Source organism: Aquabacterium sp. (assembly GCF_035476535.1).
Taxonomy (GTDB): Bacteria; Pseudomonadota; Gammaproteobacteria; order Burkholderiales; family Burkholderiaceae_C; genus Pseudaquabacterium.
Genome location: NZ_DATILJ010000180.1, coordinates 96,032 through 113,476, shown reverse-complemented (window position 1 = coordinate 113,476; position 17,445 = coordinate 96,032). Strand labels below are relative to the sequence as shown.

The 17,445-nt window shown below is 69.4% G+C and carries 14 protein-coding genes; 4 read left to right on the top strand and 10 right to left on the bottom strand.

What is annotated here, in order from left to right; all coding sequences use genetic code 11:
* Positions 1 to 3: 3 nt before the first annotated feature.
* The 10 genes from VLK61_RS17925 to VLK61_RS17880 all read right to left on the bottom strand — a co-directional run bounded on the left by VLK61_RS17925 (position 4) and on the right by VLK61_RS17880 (position 14,821).
* A complete protein-coding gene (locus VLK61_RS17925) occupies positions 4 to 3,117 on the bottom strand; it encodes a transglycosylase domain-containing protein (protein ID WP_325422981.1) in 3,114 nt (1,037 codons plus the stop codon).
* Between the two features lie 130 nt (positions 3,118 to 3,247).
* Positions 3,248 to 6,982 carry a molybdopterin cofactor-binding domain-containing protein gene (locus tag VLK61_RS17920; protein WP_325422980.1) on the bottom strand — a complete coding sequence of 1,245 codons (3,735 nt, stop codon included), beginning with the start codon at positions 6,980 to 6,982 and terminating at the stop codon, positions 3,248 to 3,250.
* The gene (locus VLK61_RS17915; protein WP_414636828.1) at positions 6,979 to 7,509 is read right to left on the bottom strand and encodes a (2Fe-2S)-binding protein; all 531 of its coding nucleotides are present in this window, start codon (positions 7,507 to 7,509) and stop codon (positions 6,979 to 6,981) included. The genes VLK61_RS17920 and VLK61_RS17915 overlap by 4 nt, the downstream gene beginning before the upstream one ends.
* Positions 7,509 to 8,240: an ABC transporter ATP-binding protein gene (locus VLK61_RS17910; RefSeq protein ID WP_325422978.1), complete on the bottom strand. Its 732-nt coding sequence runs from the start codon at positions 8,238 to 8,240 to the stop codon at positions 7,509 to 7,511. Before VLK61_RS17910 ends, VLK61_RS17915 begins: the two co-directional genes overlap by 1 nt.
* A gap of 70 nt (positions 8,241 to 8,310) precedes the next feature.
* A complete protein-coding gene (locus tag VLK61_RS17905; RefSeq protein ID WP_325422977.1) occupies positions 8,311 to 9,084 on the bottom strand; it encodes an ABC transporter ATP-binding protein in 774 nt (257 codons plus the stop codon).
* Positions 9,081 to 10,964: an ABC transporter permease gene (locus VLK61_RS17900; protein WP_325422976.1), complete on the bottom strand. Its 1,884-nt coding sequence runs from the start codon at positions 10,962 to 10,964 to the stop codon at positions 9,081 to 9,083. Before VLK61_RS17900 ends, VLK61_RS17905 begins: the two co-directional genes overlap by 4 nt.
* 15 nt (positions 10,965 to 10,979) lie before the next feature.
* Positions 10,980 to 11,564, bottom strand: a complete 585-nt coding sequence (locus VLK61_RS17895; RefSeq protein ID WP_325422975.1) for an amino acid synthesis family protein — start codon at positions 11,562 to 11,564, stop codon at positions 10,980 to 10,982.
* Between the two features lie 19 nt (positions 11,565 to 11,583).
* Positions 11,584 to 12,225, bottom strand: coding sequence for an amino acid synthesis family protein (locus VLK61_RS17890; protein ID WP_325422974.1), 642 nt, complete (start codon positions 12,223 to 12,225; stop codon positions 11,584 to 11,586).
* Entirely contained in the window at positions 12,222 to 13,115 is an 894-nt protein-coding gene (locus tag VLK61_RS17885; protein ID WP_325422973.1) for a UPF0280 family protein, read from the bottom strand. Before VLK61_RS17885 ends, VLK61_RS17890 begins: the two co-directional genes overlap by 4 nt.
* A gap of 110 nt (positions 13,116 to 13,225) precedes the next feature.
* Entirely contained in the window at positions 13,226 to 14,821 is a 1,596-nt protein-coding gene (locus VLK61_RS17880) for a 6-hydroxynicotinate reductase (RefSeq protein ID WP_325422972.1), read from the bottom strand.
* A 76-nt stretch (positions 14,822 to 14,897) separates the two neighbouring features.
* On the opposite strand from VLK61_RS17880, the gene VLK61_RS17875 reads away from it, so the two are divergent.
* Genes VLK61_RS17875 through VLK61_RS17860 form a run of 4 tightly spaced genes read left to right on the top strand, consistent with a single transcriptional unit; the run spans position 14,898 to position 17,445 of the window.
* Positions 14,898 to 15,569, top strand: a complete 672-nt coding sequence (locus VLK61_RS17875; protein WP_325422971.1) for a TetR family transcriptional regulator — start codon at positions 14,898 to 14,900, stop codon at positions 15,567 to 15,569.
* A gap of 5 nt (positions 15,570 to 15,574) precedes the next feature.
* Positions 15,575 to 16,768: an amidohydrolase family protein gene (locus VLK61_RS17870; protein WP_325422970.1), complete on the top strand. Its 1,194-nt coding sequence runs from the start codon at positions 15,575 to 15,577 to the stop codon at positions 16,766 to 16,768.
* Positions 16,769 to 16,798: 30 nt separating this feature from the next.
* Positions 16,799 to 17,068, top strand: a complete 270-nt coding sequence (locus VLK61_RS17865; RefSeq protein WP_325422969.1) for a DUF433 domain-containing protein — start codon at positions 16,799 to 16,801, stop codon at positions 17,066 to 17,068.
* Positions 17,065 to 17,445, top strand: coding sequence for a DUF5615 family PIN-like protein (locus tag VLK61_RS17860; protein WP_325422968.1), 381 nt, complete (start codon positions 17,065 to 17,067; stop codon positions 17,443 to 17,445). Before VLK61_RS17865 ends, VLK61_RS17860 begins: the two co-directional genes overlap by 4 nt.

Genomic DNA, 17,445 nt, shown 5'->3' with positions numbered 1-17,445 from the left:
CCGTCAGCGTGTCGCGTTGTGTTTCGGCCCGCCCGAGCCGGGCTCCTGCGGCGCGGCAGCGCAGCTGTCGCCGTCCACCAGCGGCAGCAGGGCCGGCGTCAGCACTTTCAGCAACTGCGCGGGCAGGGCGCTGGTGAACTTGTAGTTCGCCGCGTAGGGTTCGGTCGCGAAGGCCATCACCGTGCCGAAGTGGCGCTCGCCGATCAGGAAGACCAGGGTGGCCGAGCGGTTCACGATGCGTGACGAGAGAACCTGGCCGCCGCGCCCGTAGGTGTCGAAGCGGTGGTCGCCGGTACCGGTCTTGCCGCCGATCTCCACCACGCTGCCGTCGCGGCGCACCAGCGATCCCTGCAGCCGCTTGGCCGTGCCCTTTTCCACCACGCCGATCAGCGCGCGGCGCAGCACGTCGGCGATCTCGGGCTGCAGCACACGTTCGGCCTGGTTCGGCTGGTAAGCCAGCTGGGTTTCATAGGGCGTGCCCTGAGCGAAGCGCAGCGCGCCCACGCGCGTCACCGGCAGGCGCATGCCGCGGTTGACGATGATGCCCATCAGCTCGGCCAGCGCCGCGGGCCGGTCGCCTGAAGCGCCGAGCGCGCTGGCGTACGAGGGCGTCAGCGATTCGAAGGGATAACCCAGCCGCCGCCAGGCCTTGTGGATCTCGACGAAGGCATCCACTTCAAGCAGGTTGCGGATGCGCGCGTCCTGCGCGCCCTTGTGGCGGGTCTTGAACAGCCACTGGTAGGTTTCCTGCCGCTGCGCCACGCTGGCCGCCACCGCTTCGCTGCGCGTGGCTTGGGGGTGCTGGTGCAGGTAGGCCACCAGCCACAGCTCCAGCGGGTGCTGGCCGGCCAGGTAGCCGCGATCGGCCAATGACCACAGGCCGGGGCCGAACTTGCTGCGCAGGCTCTGCAGCGCCGCGTCGGACAGGTCGGCGTTGGGCAGGTGCCGCTCGATGAAGGCCTGCAGCTGCTCCAGGCTGCCCTCGGGCCGCAGGCCGTAGAACGTGGCGGCCAGGCGTGTCGGCGTGGGCCGGGCGTTGTGCACCAGCAGGTTCTCGGCCTCCTGCGCCGACTTGCCGGCGTATTTGCGGTGGAAGCGGGCGATGAACACACGCCCTTCCTTGTCGGCGAAACGCGCGATGTACTGCTGGCGCTGCGGGTTCGTCGGGTCGTCGAGCAACGCCGCGCTGGTGCTGTCGCCGCGCGCCAGCACATGCTGCACGACGTCGCGCATCATGCGGATGAAGACCAGGTTCACCGAGCGGGTGAGCGCTTCGCGCACGCTCATCGTGCGGCCGTTGTCCTCGGGCTCGAAGTTGTCGAAATGGTGCAGCCCGCCGCCGGTGAAGAAGCCCTCGTGCGGACTTGCCGAGTAGCTGCGTTCCATCGCCGCATCGAGCATGGCCGGCAGGCTCTTGTCGATGCTGCGCGCCAGGTGGTCGCGCGCCCAGCGGCTCAAGGCGTCGCGGCTGCCGATGGTCAGCGCGGCGAGCTGCTCGGCCGACAGGCCGTTCCAGCGCTGGTGCAGCACGGCCACCAGTTCCAGGTAGCTGATCAGCGTGCGCAGCTTGGCGGTGGAGCCGAGGTCCAGGCGCACACCTTCGTTGAGGTCGAAGGGCTGGTCGAAGTTGTCGGTCTGCACGCGCAGCAGGTTGCTGTGCTCGCCACGCTCGAACAGCGTGAAGCTGAACATGATCTTGCTGGTGTCGTCGCCTTCGCTCAGCAGCCGGAAGCCGTAGAGCCCGGCCGCGCGAGCCGCCGCCGGGTCGCCCAGGCCGCGCAGCAGCAGCGTGGCGGCGCGCTGCACCTCGCCGTCCAGCGGGCTGTCCACCGTCAGGTCGAGGCGGTCGAGGTCGTAGGAGCGCGGCACCGCCAGCAGCGTTTGCAGCCGGCCGCGCACCGAATTCGCCGCCTTGCGTGCGACGAAGGAGGCCGGCCGCGCGACGTTGAACTCGGTTTGCAGCGTCAGCGTCAGCGGCAGCGCGGCGTCGCGCAAGCCGGGCGTGATGACGCCGGCATCGGCCATCACGCGCAGGTAGCTGTCGGTCAGCTGGCGCAGCGCGGGCTCGCCTTCGGCCAGGTAGTAGGACGGCCGGCGCTGCGCCACCATCAGCGCCAGCGCCTGTTTGAAGGCCAGGGCCTGCAGCGGGACCAGCGCCTGCTTGAAGGCGAGGGCGCGGCGCTGCGGCAGCGGCGGGCCGCCGTCGGCCACCGGTGCCAGCAGCAGGCGGTTGACTTCCGCGAAGTCGCGGCCGTACCAGGCCCACAGGCCGTCACCGATGCCGTTGACTTCGCCGAATCCGCCCTGGGCCGACAGCGGCACGGTATTGAGGTAGTCGACGACGATTTCGCGGCGCCGCGCCAGCGTGTTCTCGCCGTCGAGGTAGGCGCGCAGCGAGGCCGAGGCCATCTGGCGCAGCTTCTCGCTGGCCCGGCCGGTGCGGCCTTCGGGCGAATGGCGGTACTTCTCGATCTGCGTCGCCAGCGTGCTGGCGCCGGCCGCGGCGTGCGACTCGTCAAGCTGGCGCAGGGCCTGGTCAGCGATGGCCTTGCCGAAGCGGTCCCACTCGACGGCCGGGTTGCGCAGCGGACGGCGCGCATCCAGCAGATCGCGGTTCTCGATGAACAGCAGCGCATCCACCAGCAGCGGCGGTACCGCTTCGAAACGCTCGTAGCGGCGTTCGGGGTAGCGGGCCGCGGCCAGAGTCTGGCCACGGCAGTCGCGCAGGCTCAGCCCGGCCTGCGTCTTCTCGCGGTAGGGCGCGAACAAGCCCCGGTCGACGAGTTCGATCATCTTGGGTGACATGCGCGCCTGGGCGGCGATGGTGAAGCCCTGGCCGGTCAGGCGTTGCACCGTTTCGGGCAGCCGGCGATAGCCGAGCCGTTCGTCGAAGGGACCGGCGCCAGGGAAGCGGATGGCCGGGCTCGGGCCCGGTTTCAGCTCAAAGTGCAGCTCGGGCACCAGGCCGCTCAGCCAGGCCGCCTGGCGGCGCGAGGTTTTCACTTCGTCGACCACGAACCAGACCAGGCCGAGCACGATCGTGAGCAGCACGGCGGCCAGGGCCCAAGGGCCGAAGCGCTTCCACGGCGACCGACGCGTGGCGAGTGACGAGGCCATCTCAGGACTGGGCGCCCCCTCGGGGGGCAGCGTGCGAAGCGAGCGTGGGGGGTTTCACTTCAACAGTGAACCGGGAGACTCAACGCTGCCCATTGTGCAGCGCCGCATCCGGCCGTTGGTGGCGCCAGCGCTACGGTAGGGCCACTCCCGTGACACTTTGTCGAAGTTCCGCGCTGCGCTGTTGCAACGCTGCCCAGGGCGCCTTGTCCGGCGCGAAGCGCTGGCGCATGTAGCTTGCCATCGCGGCGATCTGGCGGTCATCCAGCGCGTCGCGGAAGCCGGCCATGAAGCCGATCTCGGGATGCGCCGGCTCGCGGATGCCGTCGAGCATCACGCGGATCAGGTTGTCGGGCTGGTCGCTGTGCAGTTTGCTGCTCAAGGCCAGCGGGATGTTGCGGCCCAGCACCGCCGGGCCGTCGCCGTCGTGATGGCAGGCCCCGCAGGCGCCCTGGAACAGGCGCTGGGCCGGTGAGGGCATCGGCGCCCGGGCGGCGGCATCGGCGGTCAGCTGCGCGGCCGTGGGCGTGCCGGCCATCGTTTGCCCAGCTGTGGCCGTGCCGGCCATCACCTGCCCGGCTGTGGCCGTGCCGGCTACCACTTGTCCACCTGTGGCCGTGCCGGCCACGGGCGCCGGATTGAAGCTGGCCAGGTAATGCGCCATCGCGCGGATGTCCTCGTCCGGCAGCGCGGCGAGGTCGCGGATCACCGGCGCCATCGGGCCGGCGGCCACGCCATGCTCGGCGCTGTGGCCGCGGCGCAGGTAGTCGAAGAAAGCCTGCTCGGTCCACGGCAGCGGCGCGCGCGACAGCGCGCTCAGGGCTGGCGCTTCCCAGCCGTCGACCATCGCGCCGCCGAGAAAGCGCGGGCCGCCGGCTTCGGCGCCCAGGGCATTGCGCTCCGTGTGGCAGGCGCTGCAGTGGCCGAGGCCGTTGACCAGGTAGGCGCCGCGGTTCCAGGGGGCTGACTGCGCCGGCTCCGGGCGATAGGGCGCGGCGTCGTGGAACAGCGGGTTCCACAGCGCCATCAGCGGCCGCAGCGAGAACGGGAAGCGCAGCGCGTTGGCCGGCACGGTGTTCGCTACCGCGGGCTGCGCCATCAGATAGGCGTAGAGCGCCTGCAGGTCATCGTCGCTGGTCTTGGCGAAGGCGGTGTAGGGGAAGGCCGGGTAGAGGTGCCGGCCATCGCGTGAAATGCCTTCGCGCATCGCCCGCTGGAAGGCGCTGAACGACCAGCGGCCGATGCCGGTGTCGGCGTCGGGCGTCAGGTTGGTGCTGACGATGGTGCCGAAGGGCGTTTCGAGCCGGCGGCCGCCGGCGTTCGTGACGCCGCCGGGCGCCGTGTGACAGATGGCGCAGTTGCCCAGCGCGGCCAGCTGGCGGCCGCGGGCGATGGCCTCGGTGCTGTAGACCGACGCGCCGCTGCTGGCGTGGACCGGCGCGATCGTCGGACGCCAACCCAGCAGCGCCGCGCCGGCCGCCAGCAGGCCACCGGCCAACGCCAGGCCGCGGGCCAGCCACGATCTGCGGCGCGGTGGCCGGGCGGTGGTCGGCAGCGGCAGCGGCGCTGACTGCGTGGGCTGCAGCGCAGCCGGCACGGCAGCGGCGGGCGCCGGCAGGGGGTTCAGCGCCGCGCGCACCACCTCCGGCGTGAACGGCGGTTGCCGAAAACGCACGCCGGTCGCATCGAAGATCGCATTGGCGATGGCGGCCGTGCCGGGCACCGACGAGGATTCACCGGCGCCCAACGGCGCTTCGCCGGGGCGCGGCTTCAGCATCACCTCGACCACCGGCACCTCGCGGAAGCTGAGGATGGGGTAGCTGCCCCATTCGCGGCTGACGGGCAGCTGGCTCTGCGGATCAAGCGCCACACGCTCCTTCAGCGCACGGCTGGTGGTCTGCAGCACGTTGCCGTGTACCTGCTGTTGCACGCCGGCGGGATTGACCATCAGCCCCGCATCGTGGCCGACGACGACGCGCTTGACATGCACCTCGCCGGTCTCGCGGTGCACTTCCACATCGGCCACCCAGGCTGCCCAGGCCGCGCCGAAGCCCGGCCACTTGCTGTGCATGTAGCGCGCATGGGCGAAGCCCTGGCCTTGCAGCCAGGGGCCGCTGGCCGGCTGCTGTTGCGGCGCGGTGTGCGGCCGCCAGCCGGCCCGTTCGGCCGTGGCGCGAACCAGTTCGGCGGCGCGTTCGTCAGGCAGGTGGCGCAGCCGGTAGGCCACCGGGTCGACGCCTGCGGCGCTGGCCAGTTCGTCGATGTAGCTTTCATGCGCGAAGGTGTTCGGCAAGGCCGAGACGCCGCGCAGCCATGATGCACGCAGGATCGGCGCCATGTCGTGCGCGACGATGCGCTGCGCGGCATAGGCATACGGCGGCCGCGCCGTGCGGTCGCCCATCTCGTAGGCCGTGGCGCTGGGCGCGATCGTGCCGGTCAGCAGCAGCGCCAGCGTTGGCGCGCCGTTCGACGGATAGCGGGTCTGGAAGTAATAGGCCAGCGGGGCGCCCTGGGCGTCCAGCCCGCCGTCCACCTGCATCAGCTGCGCCGCGCCCTTGGGTTCCCAGGCGTGTTCCTGTTCGCGGGTGAGTTGCACACGCACCGGCCGGCCCACCGCGCGCGACAGCAGCGCCGCATCGGCCGCCACGTCGTCGGCGCCGTTGCGGCCGTAGCAGCCGGCGGCTTCGAGCCGGATCACGTTCACCTGCACATCGGCCAGCCCCGTCAGCCGGGCCAGGTCGGCGCGCAGCACATGCGGGTTCTGCGTGCCGGCCCAGACCTCGAGCCCACTGCCCTGCCAATGCGCAACGGCGCAGGATGGGCCGATGGATGCATGCAGCTGGTAGGGCCAGACATAGTCGCGCGTCAGGCGCTGCGCGGCGCCGCTCAACGCAGCGTCGACATCGCCTTCGTCGACCAGCACGCGGCGGGTGGCCGGGTTCGCGCTCAGCGCCTGCGCCAGGTCGTCCAGCGGCGGCAAGGGGGTCGACGGTTTCCAGCGCACGACCAGCGCGCGCTGCGCGGCTTCGGCCTGGTCTTCCCGCTCGGCGACGAGGCCGATGAAGTCGCCGATCACGACGAGTTCGACGATGCCGGGGATGTGGGCGATCGAGTCGCGGTCCACCGCTTCGAGCGAAGTGCCGACGAAGTCTCCGGCATCGACGCCGGCATAGGGCGGTCGCACGACGCGGCCGTGCAGCATGCCGGGCAGGCGGTGGTCGTGCACGAACACCGCGTCGCCGCGGGCCTTGGCGGGGATGTCCAGGCGCGGGATCGACTGGCCGACGAGCTGGTGCTCGGCGATTGCTTTCAGCGCCGTATCGGCTGTGAGCGACAGTTCGACATGGCGGTCTTGCAGCAGATCGCCATAAGACATCGACAAGCTTCGATCAGTGCGGCTGCACACCTGGCCTTGGGCCGTCTCCAGCGCTTCGACTGGCAGCTGCCAGCGCGCCGCCGCTTCGGCCAGCAGCCAGGCGCGGGCCTGCGCGGCGGCCTGGCGCAGCGGCGCGGCGTGGATCTGGATCGATGCGCTGGCAATCGTCGCGCCCTGGTTCGGCGCGCTGGCGGTGTGGCCCAGCAGCATCACCAGCTGGTCCAGCGGCAGGTCGAGCTCTTCGCAGGCCAGTTGGGCCAGTGCCGTGCGCAGCCCCGTGCCGAGGTCGACATGGCCGTTCAGCGCGGTGGCGCTGCTGTCGTCCCACATGGCGATCAGGATCTCGGGTCCTTCGGCCGGATCGGCCGGCACGGCGGCCGGCTGTCCCGGTGCGGGCGGCAGCGGCGGCGGGGGCATGCGGGTGATCAGCAGCACGCCGGACGCGGCGCGGAAGTCGGCGCGGCTGCGGGGCTGCTCGGCGCGCAGCGTCATGGCAGCGATGTGCCGGAAGACATCAGCGCCGCAGCGCGCTGCACCGCCTGCAGGATCTCGAGGTGCGTGCCGCAGCGGCAGAGGTTGTGGCTCAGTGCGGCGCGCACCTGCGCATCCGTGGGTTGCGGCGTGCGTTCCAGCAGCGCCACGGTGGCGAGGATCATGCCGTTCAGGCAATAGCCGCATTGCGCGGCCTGCGCGTCGATGAAGGCCTGCTGCACCGGATGCAGCGTCGCACCGGCACCACCGGCGCCATGGGAACTATTGGCGCTAGCCGCACGGCCGGGCAGGCCTTCCAGCGTCGTGACGTCGCGCTCGCCCACGCCGGCCACCGGGATCGTGCAGCTGCGCGCCGGCACGCCGTCGACCAGTACCAGGCAGGCACCGCACTCGCCGAGGCCGCAGCCGTATTTCGGGCCGTTGAGCTGCAGGTCGTTGCGCAGCACCTGCAGCAGCGGCGCATCGTGGGGCACGGCCAGCGTGTGCAGTTGGCCGTTCACATGGAGCGCTAGCGATTCGGCCGGCATCACATGCTGAGGTAGGCGCGGCGAACTTCTTCGTTGGCCGACAACTCGGCCATCGTCGACTGGTGGCGGATCTGGCCTTTCTCCAGCACATAGGCGCGGTCGGACACCAGTTCGGCGAAGTGCATGTTCTGCTCGGACAGCAGGATGCTGACGCCTTGCGCCTTCAGCGCAATGATCATCTGCGCCATCTGCTCGACGATCAGCGGCGCGACGCCTTCGGATGGTTCGTCCAGCAGCACCAGGAAGGGGTTGCCCATCAGCGTGCGCGCGACGGTCAGCATCTGCTGTTCGCCGCCGCTCATGCGGCCGCCAGGGCGGTCGGGCATTTCGCCGAGGTTGGGGAACAGCTGGAACAGCTTGTCCGGCGTCCACAGCGGCGCGGTGCTGCCGTCCGCCCATTGGCGTGGCGGCTGGCGGCCGACCTCCAGGTTCTCGGTGACGCTCAGGTCGGTGAAGATGCGGCGGTCTTCCGGCACGTAACCCAGGCCCAGCCGTGCGATCTGGTGCGGCGCCAGCTTGCTGATGTCGTGGCCCATGAACTGCACGCTGCCGCGCCGCTGGTCGAGCATGCCCATCAGCGCCTTCAGCGTGGTCGACTTGCCGGCACCGTTGCGGCCCATCAAGGCCACCACCTCGCCGCGCCGCACCTGCAGGTCGACACCGTAGAGGATGTGCGCGGCGCCATACCAGGTGTTCAGCCCCTTGGCCTCCAGCAGGATGTCGGTGCTCATTGGTGCACCCTACGGCCTGCGGCCGGTCCCGCCAAGCGGGAATGAGCCCCTTCGGGCGGCCGGGCGGGGCTCATGCGACGGCCCCCGCCGGCTTCTCGAAGGTCTTGCCGGTGCCGAAATAGACCTCCTGCACCTTGGGATGCTCGCGGATCGCCAGGGGCTCACCCTCGGCAATCAGCTTGCCGCGGGCCAGCACGATGATGCGGTCGGCCTGCGCGAACACCACGTCCATGCTGTGCTCGGTGAACAGCACGCCGATGCCGCGCTGCTTCACCAAATCCTTGGTCAGTGCCATCAACTCGTTGCGTTCCTTGGGCGCCATGCCGGCGGTGGGTTCGTCCATCAACAGCAGCTTCGGTTGATTGGCCAGCGCGATGGCCAGCTCCACACGCTTGATGTCGCCGTAGGCCAGCACGCTGCAGGGCCGCTCGGCCTGCGCCGCCATGCCCACCTGGGCCAGCAGCGCCAGCGCGTCGTCACGCCGATAGTCGGTGGCCCGGCGCCAGAACGAGAACACCTGGTGGTCGGCCGAGAGCAGCGCCAGCTGCACGTTGTCCAGCACCGTCATCGAGCCGAAGGTCTCGGCGATCTGGAAGGTGCGGCCGACGCCCAGGCGCCAGATGGCGCGCGGCGGCTTGCCGATCAGCTCTTGTTCGCCCAGCCGGATCGAGCCGGCATCGGCGCGCAGCTGGCCGTTGACCATGTTGAAGGTGGTCGACTTGCCGGCGCCGTTGGGGCCGATCAGCGCCAGCAGTTCGCCGGCAGCGAGCGTGAAGCTCACATCGTCGACGGCGCGGTTACCGCCGAAGTTCTTGCGCAGGTTCGTCACGGTCAACAGCGTCATCGCGGAACCTCCGCGCGCTGCAGGCGCTGCTGCACGAAGCCGGCAATGCCCATCGGGAACACCAGCACCAGCAGCAGCACGATGCCGCCGAGCAAGGCGCGCCAGTAGTCGGTGTTGCGCGCGACGGTGTCCTGCAACCAGGTGAAGGTGACCGCGCCGACCAGCGGGCCGGACAGCGTCTGCAGCCCGCCCAGCAGCACCATCACCAGGCCGTCGACCGAGCGGCCGACGGCCAGGCTGTCCGGCGAGATGCTGCCTTTCGAGAACGCGAACAGTGAACCCGCGAGCCCCGCAAACAAGCCGGCGACGATGAAGGCGACCCACTGCACACGCTTGACGTCGATGCCGATCGCATCGCTGCGCATCGGCGAATCGCGGCTGGCGCGCATCGCATGGCCGAAGGGCGCGTGCAGCATGCGGCGCAGCATCAGCACGCCGGCGCCGACCAGCACGAGGGCCAGGTAGTAGTAGGCCTGCTTGCCAGCCAGCCAGGGCGCCGGCCAGACGCCGGTGAGGCCGTTGCTGCCGCCGGTGACGTCGTCCCACTGGAACACGATGGACCAGACGATCTGCGCAAACGCCAGCGTCAGCATGGCCAGGTAGACCCCCGACAGCCGCACGCAGAACCAGCCGAAGACCCAGGCGCCGAGCGCGGCGATCAGCGGTGCCAGCAGCAGCGACAACTCCATCGGCACCCCGAAGCGCCGCACCAGCAAGGCCGCGGCATAGGCGCCGAGGCCGAAGTAGGCCGCATGGCCGAAGGAATGCATGCCGGCCGGGCCCATGATGAAGTGCAGGCTGGCCGCGAACAGCGCGGCCGTGAGCAGGTCGATGGCCAGCACCGTGAGGTAGGGCGACTGCGTGGTCAACAGCGGCAGCAGCGCCAGCGCGGCGATCAGCACGGCGCCGACCATCCACCAACTGCGTGGCGCCGGCCGCAACGGCGCCTCTACCGGGCCGGCATGACGGGACACGCTCTGCGGCCGGCCCATCAGGCCCCAGGGCCGCACCACCAGCACAACCGCCATCACCAGGAACTCGGCCACCAGCGTGAGTTTCGAGAACGCAAACGGGATGCCGAACAGCTCGACCGTGCCGATGCCGACGCACATCGCGTTGATCTCGGCGATCAGCAAGGCCGCGACATAGGCGCCGGGGATCGAGCCCATGCCGCCGACGACGACGACGACGAAGGCGTTGCCGATGGTCACCAGGTCGAGGCCGAGGTTGGCTGGCTCCCGCGGCAACTGCAGCGCGCCGCCCAGGCCGGCCAGCGTGGCGCCGAGTGTGAACACGGCTGTGAACAGCCAGGCCTGGTTGACGCCGAGTGCGCTGACCATTTCGCGGTCCTGCGTCGCGGCGCGCACCAGCGTGCCCCAGCGGGTGCGTGTCAGCAGCAGCCACAGCAGGCCCAGCACGAGCGGGCCGACGACGATCAGCAGCAGGTCGTAGGTGGGAAAGCGCCGGCCCAGGATCATCACCGCGCCGGTGAAACCGGGTGCACGCGGGCCCAGCAGGTCTTCCGGGCCCCACAGCCACAGCGCGGCGTCCTTGATCACCAGCACCAGCGCAAACGTGGCCAGCAGCTGGAAGAGTTCGGGGGCATGGTAGATGCGCCGCAGCAGCAGCATCTCGACCAGCGCGCCGAACACGCCCACCGCGATGGCGGCCAGCGGCAGGGCGACCCAGAAGCCCGCACCGCCAAAACGTTCGGCCAGCCAGTACGCGACATAGATGCCGAGCATGAAGAACGAGCCATGCGCGAAGTTGACGATGCGCGTAACGCCGAAGATGAGCGACAGCCCGGCGGCGACCAGAAACAGCGACGAAGCGCCCGCCAGCCCGTTCAACAGCTGGACGACAAAACCTGAGAAGTCCATGGGTCGGTGGTTCGCTCAGCGCAGGCCGTCTTCGCCTTTGATTTCACTGGCTTGCAGGCCGCCAATGCGAGCCAGCGGCCGGCCGCTGTCGGTGACGGCCACGGCCACCACGATCTCGTCGGCCCGCGGTGCATCGGCCACGCGCGCTTCGACCGCATCGAAATGGCTGCGCACATAGGCCGCGTCCTTGTGGCCCAGCGGCACATCGATGGCGGTGCCCAGCGTGCCGCGCTTCTTGGCCGAAGGCACCAGCGCGGCGCCCTTGTCCAGCACCTTGCGCAAGGGCGCACCGAGCTTGGGGTGCAGGATGGCCGCGGCATGTTCCAGTTCGCCGGCTTCGCCGACGATCGCTGCCTTGCCGTAGCTCTGCGCCTGGCCGCCTTCGATGCCCAGGGCCTGCACACACTTCTCGCCGAGCAGGCCGCCGAGTTCCTCGCCGATGGTGACCAGCTCGTCCAGGTTCTCCGCGTAACGTCCGGCATAGGGGTTGTGGATCACCGCGATGGCCACGGCGCGCCGCGTCGGCGGCGTCACGGCCTGGCCCATCTCGATGCGGGTTTCGTCGATCTGGACGATCAGCTTGCGGATCTTGGCGTTCATGCTCATCTTCCTGTTCGGTTCAACGCAAACCATTCCACTGCGAGATGTCCGCGGCCTTCAGGCCACCGACCCGGGCATGCACACGTGCGCCGGTGCTCATCACCAGGATGAACACCAGCTCGTCGGCGGCCGGGGCGCCGGGCACGCGCACTTCCATCGCGTCGTAGTGGCTGCGCACATAGCTGGCGTTGATGTGGGTCAGCGGCACGTCCAGCGCGGTGCCCGGGCCGCCGACCTTCTTGGTCGAGGGCACGATGGCCAGGGCATTGCCCGGTTGATTCGTCTCGGCCACCGCCTTGCCGGCCTTGTAGGCCTGGGCGTCGCCCTGCCAGCCCAGCAGCTCGCGCATCGCATAGCCGCCGGGCACATGCCACAGCGCACCATGCTCCAGCTCGCCGGCGGCGCCGACGATGGACCCCTTTCCATAACTCTCGATCTGAGCGACCGGCACGTCCATGGCTTGGTGCAGCTGGTGTGCCATTTGGATACCCACATCCTGCAGTGCGTCCATCATCGGCAGGATGTCGGCCACGTAGCGGCCGGCGTACGGGTTCTTCAGCACGGCGGCAATGGCGCCGCGGCGCTGCGGCTGCGCAGGCGGCGGGCCGAACTCGTGGTGGATGTCTTCAAGCTGCGTGAAGACGCGGCGGATCTCGATCATGGTGTGGCTTCCGGGCTGGGCTCGGGTTCGGTGATCGGTGGGGGCAGGGCGGTGAGCACCAGCTCACCCTGGCAGGCCAGCGCGGCCGCGACGATCAGCCCACGGGCTTGCAAGTCCCGGGCCCGCTGCAGGCCGGCCTGCAGCGCGGCGTGTCGGTGTTCGACCGACAGCGGCGGCACGTGCACGGTGACGGGCAGCTCACCGAGGTCGCTGTCGTCCTTCAGCGTGTTGGCGGGCTGGCGCTCGATGCCGGGCGCATCGACCGCCACCGCGTTGGCGATCATCGTCGCGGCGGCATCGGCCGCTGCGGCGGTGGTGGCCAGCACCGTCACGCTGTCGGCAATGCCGAGCGAAAAGCTGCGGCCGCGCCAGCCGCTGGTGGCGATGCCGCGCACGGGGCTCGCGGCAGCGATGACGAAGCGGCCATCGAGCGCGAGGCCATGCGGGAGTCGCGCGGCATCCAGTCGCGCCAGGTCGGCGAACAGCCCGATGCGCAGGCTCTGGCCGGCAGCCAGGTGCAGGGCGATGTCGCCGCCGTTGTTGACCCAGGCGCGCTGGATGCCCGGCACGGCGTAGGGCGCGATCAGCTCCTGCGCCACCGCACCGGCGACTGCGGCCATCGGCGTGATGAATTCGGTGTGGTGCGGCCGGCAGGCGCACCACATGCGCTGCGCGATCACGCCACGCAAGGGGCAGGGGCCTTGAACCTGGCGGCGCAGCAGCGGCAGCTCGGCCACGAGTTCACCCAGTACCGTGGAGAAGCGCGACCACGCGGCCTCGTGCGCGGCCTGCACGGCAGCCGGCTCGCCGTCCGCACCGATGACGATGTCGATCGGGCCGTGCTGGAAGTGCCAGCGGCCGTCAGGCAGGGGGTGGCGCAAGGCCTGCATCTCAGAGGCCGGATCGTTGCCAAGTGGACGCCGCGGAGCCGGCTTCGCCGGGCCGCTGGCGGCGCCCCCTTGAGGGGGAGGCGCCGAAGGCGCTACGGGGGTGGGCCATGTCATCCCAGCATCGGCGGCTGGCCCAGCGGCCAGGGGTTGGTGCCGGCGGTGGTGATGAAGCGCCGGGCCTGCGGTGCGCCGTCGTTGTGCCAGGCGCCGGCGCGCAGCGCAGATTCGAGCGTGCGCACCTGGTCCATGTGGCCGCCGAGCGCCTGGTAGTCGGCCAGCCGCATGCTGAACTCGATCGGCGCGACGATGGCCGGTGTCGGCACCGTGCCGAAGCTGTGCTCGGGCATGCGCAGCACATCGGCCATCACGGTGATGCCGCCGCCGGGCCAGACATAGGCCGGCGCGCCGCCGCAAGTGACGTTGACCAGCGCCTGCTTGATCGAACGTGTCAGCCGCACTGGGTTGTCGGTGACACCGGCGCGCAGGCTGCCGCCGGCGCCACCGAGGAACAGCACCGAGCACAGCGAAGGCTCGCAGTTCTCGCCGATGCGGTCCACCACGCTGCGCACTGCCGCCGGCATCTCTTGTTCGACCGGCCGCAGTTGCTCGTCCAGCACATACCAGGTGGCATGTTCACCGGTGGTGGAGGTCATCAGCAGCCGCAGGCCGGGCCAGGCGACATCGGCGTCCCAGCGCTCGATGATGCTGAGTGGTTCGCTGAGATCGGTGCCGCCCCAGCCGGTGCCTGGATTGGCCACCTGGAAGTAGCGGCCCGGCGTGGACTTGCGGCCGTTCATGCGAATGCCCGAGCGCCGCATGTCCAGGCAGCGCCCCGCCTGGTGTTCGGTGAGCACGCCGGTGATGTGGTCGTCGACCACCACCACCTCGTCGGCCAGGCCGAACAGCTGCTTGGCGAAGATGCCGATCGTGGCCGAGCCGCAGCCCACGCGCATGCGCTGCTCCTCGACACCGTTGACGATGGGCGCCCGCCCGGCCTGCGCGATGACCTGCGAGCCGCCGTCAATCGACAGGTCCACCGCCTCGCGGTTGCCGAGCGCGGCCATCACCTCCAGCGTGATGCGGCCTTCCTTCTTGCTGCCGCCGGTGAGGTGGTGCACGCCGCCCAGCGACAGCATCTGCGAGCCGTATTCCATCGTCGTGACATGGCCGACCACCTCGCCCTTGCAGCGCACCTCGGCACGCTCGGGGCCGAGGAAGCGGTCGGTGTCGATCTTCAGCTTGAAGCTGCAGTAGCTGAAGATGCCTTCGGTGACCACGGTGACCAGGTCCACGCCGTCGGCCTGGGACGAGACGATGAAGGGCGCGGGTTTGTAATCCGGGTAGGTGGTCGAAGAGCCGACGCCGGTGACGAAGAGCTCGTTGCTGTGCAGCAGGTCGCCGTCCCATTCTTCCTGCGCACCAGCGGCAAACGGCACCAGCGGCGCATCGCCATGGCCCACCGTGCGGCGCAGGATCAGCACCGGGTCGACGCGGATCAGCGTGCCCTGCTGGTTGGCATAGCGGTCGCACGCGCCGCTCTTGCCTTCGCTGATCTGGCACAGCACCGGGCAGGCATTGCACTCGATCTTGCCGCCGGCCATGCGCTCGTTGCGCGGGCGCGAACGCTCCAGCACCACGGGCTCCGCCGGCGCGCCTTCCGGCAGGGCCAGGCCCGGCAATCCATCGGTCTTGGTGTGTTCAGTCATTGCTTGTCCGGCGCTACGGCTCAATGTAGCATCCACTACATGAACTGAGAAGCCTTGGTCTTCACCGATTCCTTGCATGCCTGCTGACAAAAAGAGTCCCGAAGCCAAACCCGAGCCCAAGCCCGGTGTGCGCCAACTGGCCGCGCAGGCCACGCGTGAAGGCATCCTGCGTGCGGCGATCAAGGTGTTCGCCAAGCATGGTTATGCCGGCGGCCGCATCGAGCAGATCTCCAAGGCCGCGAAGTCCTACGACCGGATGATCTACTACTACTTCGGCAGCAAGGAAGGCCTGTTCATCGCCGCGCTGGAGGAGATCTATCGCCGCTTCAACGAGGCCGAATCGGAACTGGTGCTGGACGAGGACCAACCGCAAGCGGCGTTGCGCGCGGTGATCCGCTTCATGTGGACCTATTACCTGAAGCACCCGGAGTTCATCACGCTGCTGAACACCGAGAACCTGCACCGCGGCAAGCACATCGCGAAGTCGGAACGGGCGCGCGAGTACTCGTCACCGGCCATCGGCGTGATGGCGCGCGTGCTGCAGCGCGGTGCCGAGCGCGGCCTGTTCCGCAGCGACGTCGCGGCGCGGGATGTGTACCTGATGGTCGCCGGTCTGTGCTACTTCTACCTGTCCAACCGCTTCACGCTGTCGGCGTTTCTCGGTGAAGACCTCGAAGCGCCGGCCGCGCTGCTGCACTGGGAAACCACCGTGATGGACACGGTGCAACGCGCCATCCGCAAGGAGTGATCAACATGGCTGAAGCCGCCAGCGCCGGAGCCTCCGGCAAGGTCGTGATCCGCAACATCGGGCTGCTGCTGTCGGGCGACATCGACCAGCCCATTCTCGAGGCCGACACCATCGTCGTGAACGACGGCGTGATCGTCGCGGTCGGCCGCGAGAAGGATCTCGACACCGCCCATGCGAAGACGGTGATCGATGCGCGCCAGACCTGCGTGGCGCCGGGGCTGATCGACAGCCACGTGCACCCGGTGTTCGGCGACTGGACACCGCGCCAGAACCAGATCGGCTGGATCGATTCGACGATGAACGGTGGCGTCACCAGCATGGTGTCGGCCGGCGAGGTGCACCTGCCCGGCCGGCCGAAAGACATCGTCGGCCTGAAGGCGCTGGCCATCACCGCGCAGCGCGCCTTCGACAACTTCCGGCCTGGCGGTGTGAAGGTGATCGCCGGCGCGCCGGTGATCGAGAAGGGCATGGTCGAGCAGGACTTCATCGACCTGGCGGCGGCCGGCGTCTCGCTGCTCGGCGAAGTGGGCCTGGGCTCGGTGAAGGCCGGCTACGAAGCGCAGCAGATGGTGGCCTGGGCGCGCAAGCAGGGCATTCAGAGCACGATCCACACCGGCGGACCATCGATTCCCGGATCGGGGCTGATCGACAAGGATGTGGTGTTGGAGGCCGACGCCGACGTCATCGGCCACATCAATGGCGGCCACACCTCGCTGCCGGAGCGCGATGTCTGCGAGCTGTGCGAGAAGAGTTCACGCGCCATCGAGATCGTGCACAACGGCAACGAGAAGATCGCCATCGCCGCGGCGCAGGCCGCGATGCAGCTGAAGTGCCCGCACCGCGTGATCCTGGGCACCGACGGGCCGGCTGGCTCGGGCGTGCAGCCGCTGGGCATCCTGCGGCTGATCTCGCTGCTGTCCAGCTTGGGCGGCATTCCGGCCGAGCTGGTGTTCTGCTTCGCCACCGGCAACACCGCGCGCATCCGCCAACTCAACGGCGGCCTGATCGAGCCCGGCCGAGACGCCGACTTCGTATTCATGGACCGCGCCCAGCACACCGCCGGCAAGACGCTGCTGGAGAGCGTGCAACTCGGCGACATTCCCGGCGTCGGCATGGTGATGATCGACGGCATCGTGCGCTGCGGCCGCAGCCGCAATACGCCGCCGGCGATGGAGGTGCCGGTGGTGGTGGTGGCCTGAGCGCTTCAACGGTGCCTGAAAGTGGCTAACATGTCTCGTATCGCCAATGACGACGGCCAAGGAGCGACTATGGGACACCTGGATCGCATCACGCAGCAGCCCGAGGTCATGGGCGGCAAGGCTTGCATCCGCGGCTTGCGTGTCACGGTCGGCATGATCGTCGGCCAGATCGGCGCGGGCCACACCATCGACGGCGTATTGGCCGACTACCCCTATCTCGAACGTGAAGACGTCATGCAAGCGTTGCGCTATGCCGCATGGCGGGCTGAGGAGCGCGAGGTCCTGTTGTCGACGCCGTGACCACGCTGCGCCTGCTGGTCGACATGAATCTGTCGCCGCGCTGGGTCGCAGCGCTGAACGATGCGGGCATTGCGGCAACTCACTGGTCCGATGTCGGGGCACGAAATGCGCCGGATCGGCAAATCATGGCCTACGCGGCCGAGCATGATCTCGTTGTGCTCACCCATGATCTGGACTTCAGCGCCATCCTTGCCGCGACGCAGGGAACGAAGCCGAGCGTCGTGCAGATCCGCGCCGAAGACGTGAGTCCGGCAGTGATCGGCACCCAGGTGGTCTCCGGACTTCGTCAGATGAGCGCTGAATTGCTGGGAGGCGCGTTGCTGACGATTGATACGAACAGAACTCGCCTGCGCCTGCTGCCCCTGCAAACGCAGTGA

Excerpts from the sequence above, each read along its gene's own strand:
- VLK61_RS17920 (WP_325422980.1), bottom strand. The coding sequence starts at position 6,982 with ATGACGCTGCGCGCCGAGCAGCCCCGCAGCCGCGCCGACTTCCGCGCC.
- VLK61_RS17870 (WP_325422970.1), top strand. The coding sequence starts at position 15,575 with ATGGCTGAAGCCGCCAGCGCCGGAGCCTCCGGCAAGGTCGTGATCCGC.
- VLK61_RS17875 (WP_325422971.1), top strand. The coding sequence starts at position 14,898 with ATGCCTGCTGACAAAAAGAGTCCCGAAGCCAAACCCGAGCCCAAGCCC.
- VLK61_RS17915 (WP_414636828.1), bottom strand. The coding sequence starts at position 7,509 with ATGCCGGCCGAATCGCTAGCGCTCCATGTGAACGGCCAACTGCACACG.
- VLK61_RS17885 (WP_325422973.1), bottom strand. The coding sequence starts at position 13,115 with ATGCAGGCCTTGCGCCACCCCCTGCCTGACGGCCGCTGGCACTTCCAG.
- VLK61_RS17880 (WP_325422972.1), bottom strand. The coding sequence starts at position 14,821 with ATGACTGAACACACCAAGACCGATGGATTGCCGGGCCTGGCCCTGCCG.
- VLK61_RS17865 (WP_325422969.1), top strand. The coding sequence starts at position 16,799 with ATGTCTCGTATCGCCAATGACGACGGCCAAGGAGCGACTATGGGACAC.
- VLK61_RS17925 (WP_325422981.1), bottom strand. The coding sequence starts at position 3,117 with ATGGCCTCGTCACTCGCCACGCGTCGGTCGCCGTGGAAGCGCTTCGGC.
- VLK61_RS17895 (WP_325422975.1), bottom strand. The coding sequence starts at position 11,564 with ATGAACGCCAAGATCCGCAAGCTGATCGTCCAGATCGACGAAACCCGC.
- VLK61_RS17905 (WP_325422977.1), bottom strand. The coding sequence starts at position 9,084 with ATGACGCTGTTGACCGTGACGAACCTGCGCAAGAACTTCGGCGGTAAC.
- VLK61_RS17900 (WP_325422976.1), bottom strand. The coding sequence starts at position 10,964 with ATGGACTTCTCAGGTTTTGTCGTCCAGCTGTTGAACGGGCTGGCGGGC.
- VLK61_RS17910 (WP_325422978.1), bottom strand. The coding sequence starts at position 8,240 with ATGAGCACCGACATCCTGCTGGAGGCCAAGGGGCTGAACACCTGGTAT.
- VLK61_RS17890 (WP_325422974.1), bottom strand. The coding sequence starts at position 12,225 with ATGATCGAGATCCGCCGCGTCTTCACGCAGCTTGAAGACATCCACCAC.